Genomic DNA, 17,858 nt, shown 5'->3' with positions numbered 1-17,858 from the left:
ATCGAAAAAGTGCAGTCAGGCGTATTTTATTATTCAGATGAAAAGTTATAATGTTCTATAAAAAACTTGACAAAACTTTAAAAATATTGTATAATAAAACTACAAATATACGAATAATTATGTGCAAATGTATGAACGAGACCGTGTATTCGTGTATCGGTCGTACAAATAGTCTTACGGAGGATGCTGATGGATTGGATAGTCGTTGTCGATAACGATAAATCGACTCTGATACAGGCAGGGCAGATACTCAGTTCTCATGATATGCGTGTGACTGCGCTGAGGTCGGGCAGGGCACTGCTTGAATATGTAAAGATGAACAGGCCCGACCTTATCCTGCTGGATATACGTATGCCGGGTATGGACGGTTTTGAGACTCTCGAAAAACTGAAGGAACAGTTGCCCGCAGGCGAAATGATACCCGTCATCTTCCTGACGGGGGTGGATTCTCCAGAATCGGAGACTCGTGGGCTAAAGCTTGGGGCGATGGACTTCATCAGAAAACCTTTCGTTGCTGATGTCCTGATCCTGCGTGTGAGACACACCATCGAGCTTGTCAGACTACAGCGTGACCTGTATGCCGAGGTCGAGAAAAAGGCGAAGGAAAATGAAAACCTTTCTTTCCACCTCGTCCAGACCCTCGCGGAGGCCATAGACGCTAAGGATACCTATACTCACGGTCATTCGGGACGGGTCGCCGCTTACTCTAAGGAGATCGCCGCCCGTTTCGGCTACGACCAGAAGCGGCAGGACGATATCTATATGATGGGTCTGCTGCACGATGTGGGCAAGATAGGCGTTCCCGATACGGTCATAAACAAGACGGGCGGGCTTACCGATGAGGAATTCGCACAGATCAAGCAACACCCCGACAAGGGTTCGCACATCCTGGAGAATATAACCGAGATGCCGAAGCTGATGATAGGCGCACGATGGCATCACGAGCGTTACGACGGTATAGGCTATCCCGACGGTCTTTCGGGAGAGGAGATCCCCGAAGAAGCGCGGATAATTGCGGTCGCCGACGCTTACGACGCTATGACCAGCCACCGCAGTTACCGCGGAATGCTTGAGCAGTCTTTCGTCAGAAAAGAGATCGAAAAGGGGAAAGGCACTCAGTTCGACCCCGTGTTCGCGGACATTATGCTCGCCATGATAGACGAAGACAAGGAGTACACCATGAAGGAGACGTAAGGGGGCGGTCCAATGGTCATGGAATACGTTGAGAATATCGTTCAGCTGATGTGTATACTTATCGCTCAGATGTTCTCTCTGTTCAGATATATCGACAGCAAAAAGCGCTGCTGGCTGTATGCGACGGGCTTTTTTGCGAGCAGCCTGCTGAGCTGTTATTTCTGGACGGCGTATCTTATCATCATCGGGAGCACTCCAAACGCATCCGACCTGCTGACGTATTTCGGCTGGAACATCTCATATATCGTGATGGTCTTACTGATACTGAACCTAAGACCGAAAGGCGAGCGCAGATTCATGCATCCGCTCATGCTGCTGCCGCTTCCGCTGAACGCGTGGCAGCTGACGCTGTACATGAATTTCGACGGCGCACTGCTGAGCGCGTATCAGGTAACGGTATGTTCGGTCGCCGCCTGTCTCTGTGTCAGGGACATCCTGTGGCACATAAAGAACCGAAAGAATGGAGCAGCACCGCCGTTTATCGCGATCGCCATGCTTACCTGCATCTATGCGGAGTTCGGTATGTGGACAGCTTCCTGCTTTGACGGCTGGACGCAGAAGGCTTACTATGTCTGCTCGCTGATATGCAGCGCATCCTATCTTTTCATGATATGGGCGATAAACCGCACTTTTCCGAAGGCGGGCGAGGGCTCGTCGGTATTCATCAGCCGCAGGGTACAGAGGATTCTCAAAGGCACTTACGTTGCGGTGTTTGTGATATGTTCGCTGGGCGGTATCGTGCTCGGTATATGGATAAGGGACAGGCTCTCAAAAGGCATGAGCGATACTGTCGAGAGTAATGTTTACGACATCATCCATGTTATCCTGTTCCTTATCGCAGTGCTGCTTGTGGTCGTTTCGATAGGTGTTATCATCATCGTATATTTCGAGCAGAAGCTGTCGGAGAATAACCGTCTCCGTGAGGAAAAGCTGGTGGCGGAGCGTTCAAACGCCGCTAAAAGCGATTTTCTCGCCAACATGAGCCACGAGATACGCACCCCGATAAATGCCGTGCTCGGCATGAACGAGATGATAATGCGCGCAACCAAAAGGGCGTATGAATCCCTTCCGAGGGACAGGGAAGCGGTTCGAGGTGTGTTTTCCGAGATAAAGGGATATTCGGGTAACATCGACAGCGCAGGCAATAATCTGCTCTCGATAATCAACGACATCCTCGACTTTTCTAAGATAGAAGCAGGGCGGTTTGACATCAACAAACGGGAGTATATGCTCAGCTCGGTTCTGAACGATGTCGCCAACACCGTCATGTTCAAGGCACGGGATAAGGGGCTCGAAATGAATATCGAGACGGACAGCGACCTTCCCGACGAGCTGTTCGGCGACGATATGCGCATCAGACAGATACTCATAAACCTGCTGAACAACGCCATCAAATACACTGACAAGGGAAGCGTGACGCTGACCGTTCACGGAAGCGGCGGCTACACGGCGGAACAGATGACCGAGCTTACGATTGCCGTCAGGGACACGGGCATCGGCATCAGGAAAGAGGATGTCTCCAGGATATTCGATAAATTTGAACGCACCGACCTGAAACGCAACAGCACTGTTGAGGGAACAGGGCTCGGGCTTTCGATAACAAATCGGCTTGTGGGCATCATGAACGGCAGTATCTCAGTCGAGAGCGAGTACGGGAAAGGTTCGGTGTTCAGTGTGAGGCTGCCGCAGAAGGTGATGTCCGCTGAGCCGATTGGCGATTTCCGTGCGAGACTTGAAAACAGCCTTCATGAGCGGGACAGTTCGGAAGTACTGTTCCGCGCACCCGATGCCCGCATCCTGATCGTGGACGATACGCGCATGAATCTCATGGTCGCGGCAGGTCTGCTGAGCGATACGGGTATGATGACAGACACTGCCGAAAGCGGTCAGCAGGCGCTTGAAATGATGTGCGAACAACAGTATGACATCATCCTGATGGATCAGCGGATGCCTGTGATGGACGGCGTTGAAACGCTTCACCGTCTGCGTGGACAGGAAGAAGAAAGCGGCCGTCATACCCCTGCTATCTGCCTGACAGCCGACGCCCTGACGGGTGCGAGGGAGCGTTACCTTGCCGAGGGATTCGATGACTATCTTTCAAAGCCGATCGACAGCCGCGAACTGAAAAAGATGATGCTGAAATATCTTCCCGAGGATAAGATCCTTTCGGCCGACGACGGCAGGGAAGAGGATGCTGACCTACAGAACGTGGACGACTTATATGGCAGACTCCGCAGTATCGGGCTGGATACCGAGAAGGGTCTCGGCTACTGCCAGAACAACGAGGAGCTTTATCGGACGATGCTGTATGAGTATGTCAGGAGCTCCGCGGAAAAGCTGAAGCCCTTGCAGGATCATTATGACAGCAGGGATGCCTTGAATTACGGTATTCTCGTACATTCGCTGAAAAGCAATTCCCGAACTGTCGGTGAGGAAGAGCTTGCGGAGCTCTCGGCTGTGCTTGAAAAAGCCGCGGATGCCGAACAGTGGGATGTCATTTCCGCCGATCATGAACTGCTGACCGAGAGACTTGACAAAGTGATAAGAGCGGTGGCAGAAGCTATCAGCGTTGATTTTGACGAACTATCTGCTGGCGGAGACGGAGATGAGGATGAGATAATCGAGTTCTTCCCCGAGTGACCGAGACGTGGACGTAATGCAAAAAAAGCCGTTCGGGCGTGAGTTTTCACCCCGAACGGCTTAATTATGTCTCTGCAAAAAAACTTCCCGACACCTCAGTATCGGGAAGAAGAAATATCAGTTTTTCAGGCTCTGCATCGGGGCAGGGATCTGTCCGCCGCGATGAATGAACTTGGTTGCGCTCTCTTTGTGGAGCGGCATAACGGGACCCTTGCCAAAGAGTCCGCCCCAGTCGAGCACGTCGCCTTCCTTCATGCCGATAGCAGGGATGATACGAACCGCAGTGGTCTTGGAGTTGACCATACCGATAGCGGCTTCATCAGCGATGATAGCGGCGATGGTATCGGTCTCGGTGTCGCCCGGAACGACGATCATATCAAGACCTACCGAGCATACAGCGGTCATAGCTTCGAGCTTTTCGATGGTCAGTACGCCTGCAACAGCAGCGTCGATCATGCCTGCGTCCTCAGAAACGGGGATGAACGCGCCCGACAGACCGCCGATGCGCGAGCAAGCCATTACGCCGCCCTTCTTGACTGCGTCGTTGAGCATCGCGAGGCATGCTGTAGTTCCGTGAGTTCCGCAGACCTCAAGACCCATCTCTTCAAGGATGTGAGCAACAGAGTCGCCGACAGCAGGAGTAGGCGCAAGCGACAGATCGACGATGCCGAAAGGCACGCCGAGACGTTTTGAAGCGGTCATGCCGACCAGCTGACCGACTCTTGTGATCTTGTAGCTGATCTCTTTGATAACGTCAGCGATCTTGGTGATGTCCGCATCGGGATACTTGGAGATAGCCGCTCTTACAACGCCCGGACCCGAAACGCCGACGTTTATCAGACAGTCGGGCATACCTACGCCGTGATAAGCACCTGCCATGAAGGGGTTATCCTCGACAGAGTTGCAGAATACAACGAGTTTTGCCGCACCGAAGCAAGCGTTGTCAACGGTCGCCTCAGCGCACTCCTTGACGATCCTGCCCATGATGCCGCAGGCGTCGAGATTTATGCCCGCCTTGGTCGAACCGATGTTGACCGACGAGCAGACTCTCTCTGTGCTGGCAAGAGCCTCGGGGATGGAGTTGATGAGTTCAAGGTCGCCCTCGGAGAAGCCTTTCTGAACGAGAGCGGTGTATCCGCCTATGAGGTTTACGCCGACAGCCTTTGCAGCCTCGTCCATAGCCTTCGCGAAAGGAACGGGCGAGCACTTGCAGGCCGCCGAGATGATCGCGATAGGTGTTACCGAGATTCGCTTGTTGATGATCGGGATGCCGTATTCCTTCTCGATCTGCTCGCCGACTCTTACGAGATCCTTTGCCTTGAGGGTGATCTTGTCGTACACCTTCTTGCAAGCCTTGTCGATGTCGGGGTCGATGCAGTCGAGGAGCGAGATACCCATCGTGATAGTGCGGATATCAAGACAGTCGTCCTGTATCATTCTTATTGTTTCAAGTATATCGTACTGATTTATCATTATTCATACTCCCTAAGATGGTATCGGCTCAGATGTGGTGCATACAATTGAAGATATCCTCATGCATAACAAACACCTTCAGACCCCATTCCTTCTCGCCCTTTGCGGAAAGATCTTCAGCCATTTGGGCGAAGTCGATGCTGAGCTTCGAGATGTCTATCATCATGATCATAGCGAAGATATCCTCGATAACAGACTGTGTTACCTCAGTGATGTTCGCATTGTATTTTGCGCACTCGGTGCTTACCTTAGCGAGGATGCCGACAGCGTCCTTGCCGATAACAGTAATTACTGCTCTCATATTCTCATTCCTTTCTGTTACGAATACAGCCCGTGAGGGTCTGCCCCCACGAGCTGTTCCTCATATTTCGTTCCTGTTCTCCAAAGCCTTGTAAAGCGTGATCTCGTCTGCGAATTCGAGTATGCCGCCAACGGGCAGACCGAATGCGAGCCTTGTGACCTTAACGCCGAGAGGCTTTATGAGTTTTGAGATATACATGGCGGTAGCCTCGCCTTCAACAGTCGGATTAGTCGCCATTATGACCTCTTCAACGCTGCCGTCGAGCCTTGCGAGCAATTCCTTGATGCGCAGGCTGTCGGGCGTTATGTTATCGATAGGAGAGATCAGTCCGTGAAGTACATGGTACACGCCCTTGTACTCTCTTGTGCGCTCGAATGCCGTAATATCCTTAGGGCTCTCGACTACGCAGATGATGCTCTGATCGCGCCGCGTATCCGAGCAGATAGGACAGACCTCATTCTCGGTCAGATTCTGGCAGACCCTGCAGGTATGAACGGTGCGTTTTGCGTTGAGGAGCGCGTCGGCAAATTCCCGAACTTCCTCGTCGTTCATGCGCATGACATGGTAAGCAAGTCTCTCAGCCGATTTCATGCCGATACCGGGAAGCCTTGCAAACTGCTCGGCGAGCAGCACGAGCGGTAATGCACTGCTGTTTTTATCCATTCGACCTGCTGTCTGTCAGAACAGTCCGGGGAAAGAAACGCCGCCGGTAAGCTCGCTCATTTCCTTGTCGCTTACCTCGTCGAGGTTGTGTACAGCCTCGTTGAAAGCGCTCATGATGAGATCCTGAAGCATCTCAACGTCAGCGGGATCAACTACTTCGGGCTTGATGTTGAGGCTGAGTACCTCTCTCTTACCGTTGATCTTGATGTCAACAGCGCCGCCGCCTACAGAAGCGGTGAACTCTCTCTGCTCAAGGTCAGCCTGAAGAGCAGTGATCTTGTCCTGCATCTCCTGTGCCTGTCTCAGCATCTGATTCATGTTGCCCGAAGGTCCTTTGCCCATTCCTTGTGGTAATCTTGCTCTCATTGTTATTTACTCCTTATTTTGATTTTATCTCAACTTCGACATTCAAGCTCTTTGCCCTTTTGATAAGCTCATTGATAGGGTTTTCCTTCTCGGTGATATCCACTGACGAAGAAGTATAGATCTTGAATTCAAAGTCCTTGCCATAGTAATCTTTGATGATCTTTTTGAGCATCACTCTGTCGTTCGATTCTCTGAACCGTTTCAGATACCATTCGCTCGCAACGACCACGCAGAAGGTCTCGCCTTCGATGCAGGCCAGCGAATTTTTGAGAAACGCCCATATAGTCGGTGCGCTTTTCTCGATTATCTCCAGTATTTCCTGCCATTCTTCGAGGGGCGTGAAATTATTGGGGTCGAATTTCTTTTTCGGCTTCTGCGGTATCTCAGGTTTTTTCGGTGCAGTTTCCGCGATAGGGATAGCTGCCGCCGTTCCGCTGTTAACAGCTTTTGTGAGGGCGGCAATCTGCGCTTTCAGCTCCCCGATGTCGGTGTTGTTTTCAGCCGCGGCTGCGGGTCTGCTGCTGCCTGCCGTGCAAAGTCTGACCATGCACATCTCGAACTCGATGCGCTTGTCGGCAGCCCTTGCGAAGCGGTCGTTCGTTTGCTGAAGTATCGCTATGCACTCGAATATCCTGTCGAGACTCATCTTTGAAGCGAGAGTCTGCAAACGTCCGAATTCTTCGGGCATACATACTATAAGGTCGCGTGCGCCGTCTGTCGAGCGTATCAGCATAACATTTCTGAGCTGTGCGAGCAGTTCGCCGCAGAGCACTTTCAGGTCCTTCGACTTGCCGTGCAGCTCGTCCGTCATTCTCACAGCGCCTGCGGTGTCTTTTGCGGCTATCATGTCGAGCAGGTCGTAGAGATACTCTCTTCCTGCGATGCCTGCCGCGTTGGAGACCACCGACATATCGATGTTATCGGCGTAAGCAGAGCATCTGTCGAGCAGTGAGAGCGCATCTCTCATACCGCCGTCGGACAGCCTTGCTATCATGAGCGCCGCGTCATCGGTCATGCCGAATCCCTCTTCGGAAGCGATATATTTCAATCGCGCAACGATATCCTCGCTGCGTATCCTGTTGAAGTCAAAATGCTGACACCTTGACACGATAGTCTCTGGGACTTTGTGTACCTCGGTGGTCGCGAGTATGAACTTTACGTGCTCGGGCGGCTCTTCCATAGTTTTCAGCAGAGCATTGAACGCCTGCGTAGTTATCATGTGAGCCTCGTCGATGATGTAGACCTTGTATCTGCACATCTCGGGGGTGTAGATAACGCCTTCCCTGAGCTCGCGCACGTCGTTTACCGACGAATTTGAAGCGCCGTCTATCTCGATTATATCGGGCAGTGTGCCGTTTTCGGCGGCCTTGCAGATATCGCACTCAAGGCACGGTTCACCGTCCTGAGGGTTGCGGCAGTTGATCGCCTTCGCAAAAATTCTCGCGCAGGTGGTCTTGCCCGTTCCTCTCGAACCCGTGAAAAGGTAAGCGTGAGCCGTTTTCTCGGCAACTATCTGATTTTTCAGCACAGTGGTGACATGAGGCTGTGAAACAACATCGTCAAATGATCTCGGACGCCATTTTCTGTACAAAGCCTGATACACCGTGCTCACACCCTTTTGCAAAAAAATTCGATCCGACATACAGGCGTGCAGGCGAAACTGCGTCACACGAAGCAAACTGCTTAATGCTGCTCGGTTCCCCGCCTGACATGGTTCACAGTTGTTCATTGCGCAGGACCCGCACACCTGTATCTCGGATCGACTAACTCGATCTTACGACCCTGTCCGAAATCAAATCTTTCATTCGGCAATATTTATTATAGCACACTCCGAAATAAAATGCAAGGGGTATTCACAAAAAAACTTTCAAAAAATCCATTCTTTCACAAATATTTATAAAACGGACAAAGATTGGTAACAAAAATTCGCGCTGATATGATAAAATACAAATATAGTAATGTACATGGGACATGATTTTTTGACAATTATGCCAAAATCTGAGAGGGGAGTGACCGAGATGAGCGTCGTCACCGACAGGCTCGTGACCGCTGCCGACTGTGCACAGTGCAAGGAATGCTGTTTTTTTGAGAGCTACACGCTCGCAGATACGCCGTCCGTATCGGATGACACTGCCGTAAGAGCGAGTATGCTCATTCCCGAAGTCCGCTTTACCGAGCCGTATGGCAAGCGGCTTTTTCTGATGCTTCCCACCGACGACCCCGAGATATTCGTCTGCCCGATGCTCGACCACTCCAAAGGCTGTCTGCTGGGAGCGGATAAGCCCTTTGAATGCCGACTTTTTCCTTTCGCACTGATGCAGCGGGACGGAGTCCGCATGATAACCCTGTCACCCTCATGCCCGTGTATCAGCGAGCAGTCGCGGGAGCACATGAAAAGGACCGCAGCCGACCTGCTGCCCGATGTTCTTGCCGAAGCCGACCGCCGACCCGAGCTTGTGCGTCCCTATGAGGCGGGGTATACCGTCATGTGTACGGAACAGCTGTTTACCGAAGGATGAACACCGTGAAATAGCCCACATCGGCGGGGATGTCTCTGCCGTATGTGACCCTCTCGTTTTCGAGCCCTGCGTTTTCGACTGCGATACAACTTTCGAGCATACCGCGCTCCTCAAGCTCCTGCAAGAGCTGAGGAGCTTTTTTGCCGCATTTCATTATGACCTTTGTGCCGTTGGCTGCGAGCATTTCGCTGAACCCCTCGCAGCCGTAAGGCAGGATGTGCAGAGGTTCGTTTCCACAGACGAGTGGGATGTTTGCCGCGCAGGCAGCCGCTGTTACCGAGCTTGCACCGGGCAGCCATTTCGTCTCAAAGCCCTTAGCCTCGACACGGCCGGAGATGTAAGAAAAAGTCGTGTAGATGCTCACATCCCCGAGACAGATCATAGCAGCATCTCCCTCGCGAAGTACTTCACAGACTGTTTCGGAAGCCGAGTCCCATGCGTTTTCGAGTTCCTGCGTATCCCTCGTCATCGGAAAATCGAGGTGTATAAGCTGCTTGGCGCTCATATCCACCGCTCCCGAAGCTATCCTTAGGGCAAGGCTTTTCTCGCCGCCTGTTCTCGGCACGAATACCGTATCGCAGCGTTCGATAGTCCGCACTGCTTTTATCGTCATATCGAGCGGATCTCCGCAGCCTACACTTACACCGTAAAGCATTCCATCATCTCCTTATATATAGTATATCCTCAAAGTGCGTAAATGTCAAGAAAAAAGACGTTCCCGAATATTTCGTCGGAAACGTCTTCTGATAGTTTTTATACCGAGCGCTTGAGCAGGCTGAGGTCTGTCTCGCGGTTGAGAAGCAGTCCGCAAAGCTTTTCCGCCATATTGTCGCGGAGATCCTTTATCTTCAGCTCCTTTTCCGCACGCTGTTCGTCGGTGTCGCTGTAGTAGAAGAAGGGGAGCTGACCTTCTACGGAAACGACCTCGAATTCCGTAGCGGGTATTGGTACGCCCACATATCTCTGAGAGCTCGGAGCCCACTTGGTGAGATAGTCTTTCAGGGGGTAGTTGGTCGTATCGAGGAACGGCTGCTTGTTGCCGCTTCTGCGACCCTGTTCGGACGCGATGTAGCCCGTGAGCCTTGACGTGAAGCTGACGATTCGTCCGTCCTCGTGTCTGAGCGTGTTGACGGGGACATCTCTCAGCACGATGACAGCAGGGCTGTTTTTAGCCGTGATGAGGTTGGTCTCGAAGTCGATGAACTGCCCGAGAAATTCCTTGTGACCATCGACCCTGAGCTCGGGGTATTTGCCGTAGAGCCACTTGTACGCGGTGTAATATGCCAGCAGTTCGTAGAGCATCTCGCCGAATCCGCAGTTAGTGCCGCAGGAGTGGTCGAGCACGGTCACGATGTTTGTGGTGACGTAAACGCCGCCGTAGCTGTTCTGAACGTAGGATGATATACCCGAATAAAGTACTTCGCCTTCTTCCGAGGGTTCGTCGCGGTAAGCGCGGTGGAATGCCAGCGACAGCTCTGAAAGGATGCGGCGGCACATATCGCGGTGCTGAGGCAGACCGCCAAATCCGTTTTCGCTGATGGATGCGATGTAAAGAGATGAAGTTCCGTGAAGAAGCACGGGTGCTTTCTTCCTGTATTCGCCCGTGAGATCGATAATTCCCTTTGAACCTGTCATAAAGATCGCCTCCCGATCATGTCTCTGTTTCTCATGCTTTTCTTGTTATCTCTTCATGCCTCTGGATGTATGTCTCATGCGGTTTCGGATATATTGCTTTACCATATTATATCATAATAGAATTTGCACTGTCAAGTATTTTAATTAATTTAAAACGTTTATGCGGAAATTTCATCATATGCGCCAAAAATATATCAAATTCAGGTCGATTAGTGTGGAAAACTTACTATCAAAATCCGAAATTCCCACGAAAACGTTTACATAAACCGAGCTTTTAATTTTCGTTTTACGAAAACCGTCCCATGCACTGAAACGAAAATTGCGGGTTTTTATCGTTTTTTTACTGTGTCTGGCAGGGATATCGGCGCTCGTTCTGCCGATTTTACTTAAATCTCATGAGTTTGTTCATGATGCGGAAATAATTATAGTGTATAATCATAACTTAATAACTCAAAAATAAGGAGCTTACTATAATATATGGGAAAAGGCATTGAAACGGGTAAGGGCGAAAAGGACTTTATACCCGACGAGGATTTTGAATACGAACGGGGTCTCGCAGAAGAAGAGCGCCGAAGGCAGGAAGAGGCCGAGGAAAAACGGCTTGAAATCGAGCATGAGAGAATACTCCGCGAAAAAAAAGCCCGTGAGGCGAGAGACCGCCGCATAGCACAGGACAAGCTCGACCTCATGAAAATGAAGGCGGGCATCGCCACCGAAGAAGAGGAGATAAAAGAAGTCCACGAGGAAAAGCGCGAACTCCACGGAATGGAAAAGGCTGCTAATTTCTGGTATCATGAGAAGATGTGGATAATCCTCGGCACGTTCTTTGCGCTGGTGCTCGGGTTCATTATTTATGACCTTGCGACAAAGGTCGATCCCGATATCGAGATACTGCTCATCTGCGACAACGTCCTGCAAAACGATGAGAGCGCAAAACTGCTCGAAAAGCGTATCGAACAGTACACGCCCGACCTCAACAGCGACGGCAAGGTCTACGTTCAGGTTATAATCTGTCCGCTGAACGACCAAAAGTACAACACCCTGTATCAGACGAACAGCCAGAAATTTTTCGCGAATTTGCAGCAGGACAGGATAATCATGGTGCTGACCGATTCAAACACTGACCCCGATCTTCAGGCGCTGATGACTACCGACCTCTCGCTGAAGATACCCGATAATCCTTATATCGATGACAAGGGTCTGTCGCTTAACTTCGGTTTCCTCGCCGACGAGTTGAAAGCTCCCGCGCTGCCGAACGACATTCACCTTTGTATGCGCCGTCCCGTCAATACACTTGACGGCAGTGTTGAGGAAATGCAGGCGAATTTTGATAAGAATCTGGAGATCCTCACCGATCTTGCAAACGCTCTTGCGCAGGAAGCGAAGGAGAAAAACGATCAGGGTCTTACCACCGAACCGACTCCGAACGACCCTTCGGCAGTTACATCGCTGTCGTCGGGTACCGCAAGCGAATAAAATAAAAGAGACCGCAGTCTTCATCGCTTCGGTCTCTTTTTTGTTTTTAGAAAGTAATTGTTACGGTGAATTTTCCGTCGTTCATCGTGAGATCGGTTTTGAAGCCTTCGCTGTCGCAGATGTTCTTCACGATCGAAAGTCCGAGTCCGCTGCCGAGCTTTTCACTGCGGCTGTTGTCTCCCTTTACGAAGGGCTGCCAGAGCTGGTCGGCGGTCTTGTTTGTGAGCTCGCGGCTCTGATTCGAGATGGTGTAGGACTTGCTGCTGATCTCGATGTCGATACTATTACCTTCGACGCTGTACTTGACGGCGTTTGAGAAAAGATTCTCGATGACCTGTCGCATAAGCGAACTGTCCGCCTTGACTGTGCCCGAACCGCTGATGTTCAGGCTGACATTCTTTTCTTTAAGGACGTCGGTATATTTGCCTGCGGTCTCTTCGGTGATGGTTTTCAGGTCTACGGTCTCTTTCTTGGTCCTGGTGATCTGCTCGACCTTCGCAAGTTCAAGCACGCTGCCGATAAGCCCGTTCATGTAATCTACGTTCGAGAGTATCATGTCTGCGTAGTGCATACGTTTTTCCTCATCGGTGATATTTTTCATGTTCTCTGCGGCGCCCGAGATCGCCATGAGCGGCGTTTTCAGGTCGTGCGCCATCGTGTTGGTCATGTCGCGGCGGTAGTCCTCCATCGCAAAGTGAGCCTGTTCTTTCATGTAGGTGCGGTATGCAGTCAGAAGAGCGATGATAACAGTTATCAGTGTGATGGCAGATCCGAACATCACAGCGTACTTTATGCAATATGCTGACCCGTCATCATAATAGCAGGCGCATATCATATAGCTCTTGCCGTTGGGAAGCAGCACCTTATCGCGGATGATGCTGTATGCACAGCCGTAATCGAACTCGCCGAATAAGCTGCTGTGATTTGTAGCGGTCATGAACGGCAGTTTATCATCGAGGATCCTGAATGCATTGGAGTCGGGAGAAATTCCGTAAAGTCCCGCGTAGGTCCTGTTCATACCGCATTCCAGATGGGTAAGCCCTGTTGTGTTGTCGGGTGTGAGGTCGAAGCTGAAAGAAGTATCGTCTGTGTATTCATCTTCGAGAACTACTTCCGATCTTTCAGGTGAAAGTGTATTTATCGAACCTTTTCCGGGAAGGAAAGTGCCGTCGTCCGAAATATAGATGTCTTCAAATCCCATGGAGATCTGCGCATTTTTGTCCTTGTTAGCCATGATGTCGAGATATTTGTCGTAAACATCGCCCAGATATTTTCTGTCGCAGTAATAATACACGGGAGATTTGGTCATTTCGTTATCTGTTTTTACCTGAGCAATACCCTTATGTTCTGTTCTCAGAAGCAGTTCGCCCGTATCGCTGTCATAAACTTCATAAGCCGTTTCGTTAATGCCGAAAGAATCACCTGATTTGACATATAAGCTGTGAAATATTCTTTGTTCGTAATTATCTCCGTTGTATAGATCGTATTCGTCTCTAAGCTGTTCGTCCGTAAAGTACTGATTTGTCAGATTTCCTTCGTGCATCGTGGCTATATAGATCTGTCCTGCGGCCCATATTGCCAAAGGGAACAGTGCGCCGCATACGATAAGGCAGGGAATGAGTCTTTTTAAGAGTATAGCCCCATAGCTGCGGCGTTTCAGAGGTTTTCTCAGCAGTTTCTCGCGCTTGTCTTTTTTCATAAATATCACTCTATTCTGTTATTTTGTAGCCCTTGGTGATGACCGTTTTTATCTGACCGCCGCAGGGTCCGAGTGCCTTTCTGAGCTTTTTGATGTGATTATCCACCACTCTGTCGCTTCCGAAGTAGTCAGCGCCCCATACCCGTGTCAGCAGTGTGTCTCGGTCTACTACCCAATCCTTGTGTTCTATGAGGTATTTGAGCATGGCGTATTCTTTCGGGGGAAGGTCTATCTGTTTGCCGTCGGCGGTGACGGTGAAGGTCGCGGGGTCAAGTCTTATCCCGCCGCAGACCATTTCCTGTTTTGCCACCATGCCTTTTGACCGCTTGATGAGCGCTCCGACCTTTGCGTAAAGAGCCGCGAGTGAGAAGGGTTTGACTATGTAATCATCGCAGCCGAGGTCGTAGCCGTAGAGGATGTCCTCTTCGCGTCCTCTCGCGGTAAGGAACAGTATCGGCACGATGCTTTTTGCGCGGACTTCGCGGCAGATGGAAAAGCCGTCAACACCGGGCAGCATTATGTCGAGCATCAGCAGGTCTAAGTTATTCTCGTAAATAAGGTCGAGCCCCTGAAGTCCGTCCTTTGCCGTCATAAGCGTATAGCCGCCTTTTTCCTTAAAGTAGTCGCTGATAAGCTCACGTATCTGAGCGTCATCCTCAACAAGAAGTATCGTGTATGCCATGTCATTTCCTCCATTATAAACATTTTACTCTACTGATGTGTCTTTTGTATATCCTCTGTAAGTCTTTTTGCAAAACCGTTCCTGTGACAGATAGGAATTTACGGGGAGTAAGTGCGGGTATTATTGGGGAAAACCCTTTTGAAAAAGGTTTATCCCCCAACCCCCTTTCCTAAAACTTTTAATATGTTGGCAGTTGGATGTGTTCCGTAAGATAGACTCTCGACATTTCATGAGAGACCATCTGATAAATTACGCAAATGATGCTTACAGCCGGCATTACAAAAGAAAAAGTCGATTGCATTATAAAAGCGGTACAGACAGAATAGTCTGAACCGCTTCTATGCTCTTTGATCCAAAAACCTATTAAACGTCAAGGTAACTCTTTACGAGCTCCTGCAACAGTTCATCACGGTCGATATGACGTATGAGACTGCGTGCGTTGTTATATGTGGTTATGTAGGTCGGATCCTCTGAGAGGATGTAGCCTACGATCTGATTGATCGGATTGTAGCCCTTTTTGACAAGAGCGCTGTACACTGCCTCGAGTGTTTCCTTCATCTTCTCATCTTTTTCTTTTTTGACTGTAAACTCGAGTGTATCGTGCATGATGCTCAACTCCTTACATTGTTCTGTGTCTGATGCGTGAACTGAATATAGAACTTTTACTAAAATTTATTCTGCGTCTTTTATATTATACCGCATTTCCCTTGAAAGTACAAGGGTTTTGCAAAATATTAAGCGAATTGCACAATTTGATGTTCATATTTTCGTTAAATACAGCAATTTATGAAAAAATCACATTCTGAGTTCTGCACCCTCGGCAGCAAGAGCCTTGATGACCTTGTCCATAGTCTTGTCAGCCTGGTCGTCAGTCAGTGTTCCCTCGTGAGAGCGAAGTGTCAGCGAGTAGGAGATGCTCTTCTTGCCCTCAGCGATCTGCTGACCCTTGTAGATGTCGAACAGAGTAACGCTTTCGAGGATGCTGCCTGCCGCGTCGCGGATGGTCTTTTCGATAACGGCTGCGGGGAGCTCGTCATCACAGATAAGGCTGAGGTCACGGGTAGCAGCAGGGAACTTGGGCAGAGGCTTGTAGGTCTTCTGCTCAGCGCAGAGTTCCATCAGCTCGGGGATGTTTACCTTTGCAGCATAAGCGCGGCAGCCGATGCCGTAATTCTCGCAGGTCTCGGGGTGCAGCTCACCGAAGATAGCGAGCTCTTTGCCCTCGGCGGTGATAACAGCAACTCTTCCGGGGTGGAACGCGCTCACTTCACCGAATGTGCAGTTCTCGGTGGGGCGTGCGACCTCGTAAGCGGGTGCGCCGCACTTGTCGAACAGTTCCTCGATCATGCCCTTGATGGTGTAGAAATCCAGCTTGCCGTTAGAGTCGTACAGACCGATGCCGAGACGCTCGGGCTCGGTGGGGAGAACTTCGCCCTCAACAGGGAGATATTCGCTGCCCAGCTCGAATGCGTAGCACTCCTGATTGCGGAAGCTGTAGTTGCGTGCGAGCACTTCCATCACGGACGGCAGGATCGTGGTCCTCATAACGCTGGTGTCCTCGCCGAGAGGGTTGGAGATAACAACGGTGTTCCTCAGCTTGGAGTCCTGCGGAAGTCTGATCTTGTCGAAGTACTTCGGGCTGATGAAGGAGAAGGTAGTGATCTCGTTCACGCCCATACCGAGCATCGCGTTGGTAACGGTGCGCTCGAAACGCTGCTTGCGGGTGAGCTTAGCCTGTGCAACGCCGCGGATGATAGTGTCGGGGATGTTGTTGTAGCCGTAGAGTCTTGCAACTTCCTCAGCGAGGTCGGACTTGCACTCGATGTCGATGCGGTAGTAGGGCGCGTAAGCCTTGCCGTCCTTGATCTCGAAGCCGAGACGGGTGAGGTATTCTTCCTGCTGTGCGGCAGGGATGTCGGTGCCGAGGAATCCGTTGATCCAGTCGGGGTCGAAGGTCACGCCCTTGTCCTTCTTAACGGTCTTGTCACAGTCGATATAGGTGCGGACAACCTCTCCGCAGCCGAGTTCTTCTACCAGCTCGAACGCACGCAGGAGAGCGTAGTAGGTGTTCTCGGGGTCGAGACCCTTCTCGAAGCGTGCGGAAGCGTCAGTCCTCATGCCGAGCTTCTTGGCGGTGGTGCGTACCGAAGCGCCGTCGAAGCAAGCCGACTCGAACACAACAGCGGTGGTGTCGTCCATGATGCCGCTGTACTCGCCACCCATAACGCCTGCAACAGCAACGGGCTTCTCAGCGTCGGCGATAACGAGCATTTCCTCAGAGAGCTCACGCTCCTGACCGTCGAGGGTGGTGATCTTCTCGCCTGCCTTAGCGTTGCGGATGTTTATCTTTGCGCCCGAAACGTATCTCAGATCGAAAGCGTGCATCGGCTGACCGTACTCAAGCATAACGAAGTTTGTGATATCAACGAAGTTGTTGATCGGGCGGACACCGCTTGCACGGAGTCTCTCGCGGAGCCATCTCGGGGAGGGTCCGATCTTAACGTTCTTGACGTAGCCTGCCATGTATCTCGGGCAGAGGTCAGCGTTGTGGATCTCTACCGACATGATCTCGTTGATGTCGCCGTCAACGCCCTTGAAGGTCGGCTCCTTGATGTTCACGGGAACGTTGAAGGTAGCCGCAGCCTCGCGTGCGAGACCTGTCACAGAAAGGCAGTCGGGACGGTTGGAGGTGATCTCGAACTCGACGATGGTATCGTCAAAGCCGATAGCCTTTTTTATGTCCATGCCGACGGTCTTGTCGCAGTCGTCGCCAAGGATGAAGATGCCATCCTCGATAGCGTAGGGGAAGTCGTGCAGGGTCAGACCCAGTTCTTCGAGCGAGCAGAGCATACCGTTGGAAGGCTCGCCGCGGAGCTTGCCCTTGGTGATCTTGACGGGTTTGCCCTCGTGGAGAACGGTGGACTTGTGCTTTGCAGCAGGAACATAGTCGCCCTTCTTTACGTTCTGAGCGCCCGTAACGATCTGAACGGGAGCGTCCTCGCCTACGTCGATCTGGCAGATGAACATATGGTCGCTGTTGGGGTGGGGAACGATGTCAACGACGTGACCTACCACCACGTTCGAGAGGTAGTCGCCCTCCTCGCCGAAGCACTCGACCTTAGAGCCCGAGAGGGTCATCTCGTCGCAGAATTTCTTTGTATCGCACTTGCAGTCAACATAATCTGCAAGCCATCTCATTGAAAGATCCAT

General features: G+C 51.1%; 15 protein-coding genes and 1 other RNA gene. 4 read left to right on the top strand and 12 right to left on the bottom strand.

Going from position 1 to position 17,858, the window contains the following annotated elements; genetic code table 11:
* Window positions 1-189: 189 nt before the first annotated feature.
* The gene (locus tag BT142_RS09505) at window positions 190-1,194 is read left to right on the top strand and encodes an HD domain-containing phosphohydrolase (protein WP_072417958.1); all 1,005 of its coding nucleotides are present in this window, start codon (window positions 190-192) and stop codon (window positions 1,192-1,194) included.
* A 12-nt stretch (window positions 1,195-1,206) separates the two neighbouring features.
* Window positions 1,207-3,834 carry an ATP-binding protein gene (locus BT142_RS09500; RefSeq protein ID WP_072417957.1) on the top strand — a complete coding sequence of 876 codons (2,628 nt, stop codon included), beginning with the start codon at window positions 1,207-1,209 and terminating at the stop codon, window positions 3,832-3,834.
* Between the two features lie 117 nt (window positions 3,835-3,951).
* Here BT142_RS09500 and BT142_RS09495 read toward each other — a convergent pair whose 3' ends face one another.
* From BT142_RS09495 to ffs, 6 genes are all read right to left on the bottom strand, one after another.
* Window positions 3,952-5,307: a PFL family protein gene (locus tag BT142_RS09495; RefSeq protein WP_072417956.1), complete on the bottom strand. Its 1,356-nt coding sequence runs from the start codon at window positions 5,305-5,307 to the stop codon at window positions 3,952-3,954.
* Window positions 5,308-5,335: 28 nt separating this feature from the next.
* Window positions 5,336-5,608, bottom strand: a complete 273-nt coding sequence (locus tag BT142_RS09490) for an ACT domain-containing protein (RefSeq protein WP_072417955.1) — start codon at window positions 5,606-5,608, stop codon at window positions 5,336-5,338.
* Window positions 5,609-5,668: 60 nt separating this feature from the next.
* Window positions 5,669-6,271, bottom strand: coding sequence for a recombination mediator RecR (gene recR / locus BT142_RS09485; protein WP_072417954.1), 603 nt, complete (start codon window positions 6,269-6,271; stop codon window positions 5,669-5,671).
* Window positions 6,272-6,286: 15 nt separating this feature from the next.
* On the bottom strand, window positions 6,287-6,637 hold the full coding sequence (locus tag BT142_RS09480) for a YbaB/EbfC family nucleoid-associated protein (RefSeq protein WP_072417953.1): 351 nt from the start codon (window positions 6,635-6,637) through the stop codon (window positions 6,287-6,289).
* 13 nt (window positions 6,638-6,650) lie between these two features.
* Window positions 6,651-8,228 (bottom strand): DNA polymerase III subunit gamma/tau, encoded by a 1,578-nt coding sequence (gene dnaX, locus BT142_RS09475; protein ID WP_242871958.1) that lies wholly within the window; start codon window positions 8,226-8,228, stop codon window positions 6,651-6,653.
* Window positions 8,229-8,282: 54 nt separating this feature from the next.
* Window positions 8,283-8,382, bottom strand: an RNA gene (ffs, locus tag BT142_RS09470) — signal recognition particle sRNA small type.
* Window positions 8,383-8,625: 243 nt separating this feature from the next.
* Between ffs and BT142_RS09465 the strand changes: the two genes are divergently transcribed.
* Window positions 8,626-9,156 carry a YkgJ family cysteine cluster protein gene (locus BT142_RS09465; RefSeq protein WP_139182207.1) on the top strand — a complete coding sequence of 177 codons (531 nt, stop codon included), beginning with the start codon at window positions 8,626-8,628 and terminating at the stop codon, window positions 9,154-9,156.
* Here the strand turns inward: BT142_RS09465 and cobI are convergent.
* Both cobI and BT142_RS09455 read right to left on the bottom strand, forming a co-directional pair.
* On the bottom strand, window positions 9,143-9,811 hold the full coding sequence (gene cobI, locus BT142_RS09460; RefSeq protein WP_072417950.1) for a precorrin-2 C(20)-methyltransferase: 669 nt from the start codon (window positions 9,809-9,811) through the stop codon (window positions 9,143-9,145). The genes BT142_RS09465 and cobI overlap by 14 nt on opposite strands.
* Window positions 9,812-9,909: 98 nt before the next feature.
* Complete coding sequence (locus BT142_RS09455; RefSeq protein ID WP_072417949.1) at window positions 9,910-10,791, bottom strand: hypothetical protein; 882 nt, start codon at window positions 10,789-10,791, stop codon at window positions 9,910-9,912.
* A 477-nt stretch (window positions 10,792-11,268) separates the two neighbouring features.
* Between BT142_RS09455 and BT142_RS09450 the strand changes: the two genes are divergently transcribed.
* Window positions 11,269-12,267: a hypothetical protein gene (locus BT142_RS09450; protein WP_072417948.1), complete on the top strand. Its 999-nt coding sequence runs from the start codon at window positions 11,269-11,271 to the stop codon at window positions 12,265-12,267.
* 46 nt (window positions 12,268-12,313) lie between these two features.
* On the opposite strand, the gene BT142_RS09445 is transcribed toward BT142_RS09450, so the two are convergent.
* The 4 genes from BT142_RS09445 to pheT form a co-directional block, all read right to left on the bottom strand.
* Window positions 12,314-13,966: a sensor histidine kinase gene (locus BT142_RS09445; protein ID WP_072417947.1), complete on the bottom strand. Its 1,653-nt coding sequence runs from the start codon at window positions 13,964-13,966 to the stop codon at window positions 12,314-12,316.
* 10 nt (window positions 13,967-13,976) lie between these two features.
* Window positions 13,977-14,648 (bottom strand): response regulator transcription factor, encoded by a 672-nt coding sequence (locus BT142_RS09440; protein ID WP_072417946.1) that lies wholly within the window; start codon window positions 14,646-14,648, stop codon window positions 13,977-13,979.
* A gap of 363 nt (window positions 14,649-15,011) precedes the next feature.
* Window positions 15,012-15,254: an IreB family regulatory phosphoprotein gene (locus tag BT142_RS09435; protein ID WP_175444920.1), complete on the bottom strand. Its 243-nt coding sequence runs from the start codon at window positions 15,252-15,254 to the stop codon at window positions 15,012-15,014.
* A gap of 189 nt (window positions 15,255-15,443) precedes the next feature.
* Window positions 15,444-17,858 (bottom strand): phenylalanine--tRNA ligase subunit beta, encoded by a 2,415-nt coding sequence (pheT, locus tag BT142_RS09430; RefSeq protein WP_072417945.1) that lies wholly within the window; start codon window positions 17,856-17,858, stop codon window positions 15,444-15,446.

This window comes from Ruminococcus sp. YE71, from assembly GCF_900119155.1.
Taxonomy (GTDB): Bacteria; Bacillota; Clostridia; order Oscillospirales; family Ruminococcaceae; genus YE71.
The sequence above is the reverse complement of the archived record's forward strand: the minus strand, read 5'-3'. Positions and strand labels throughout refer to the sequence as shown.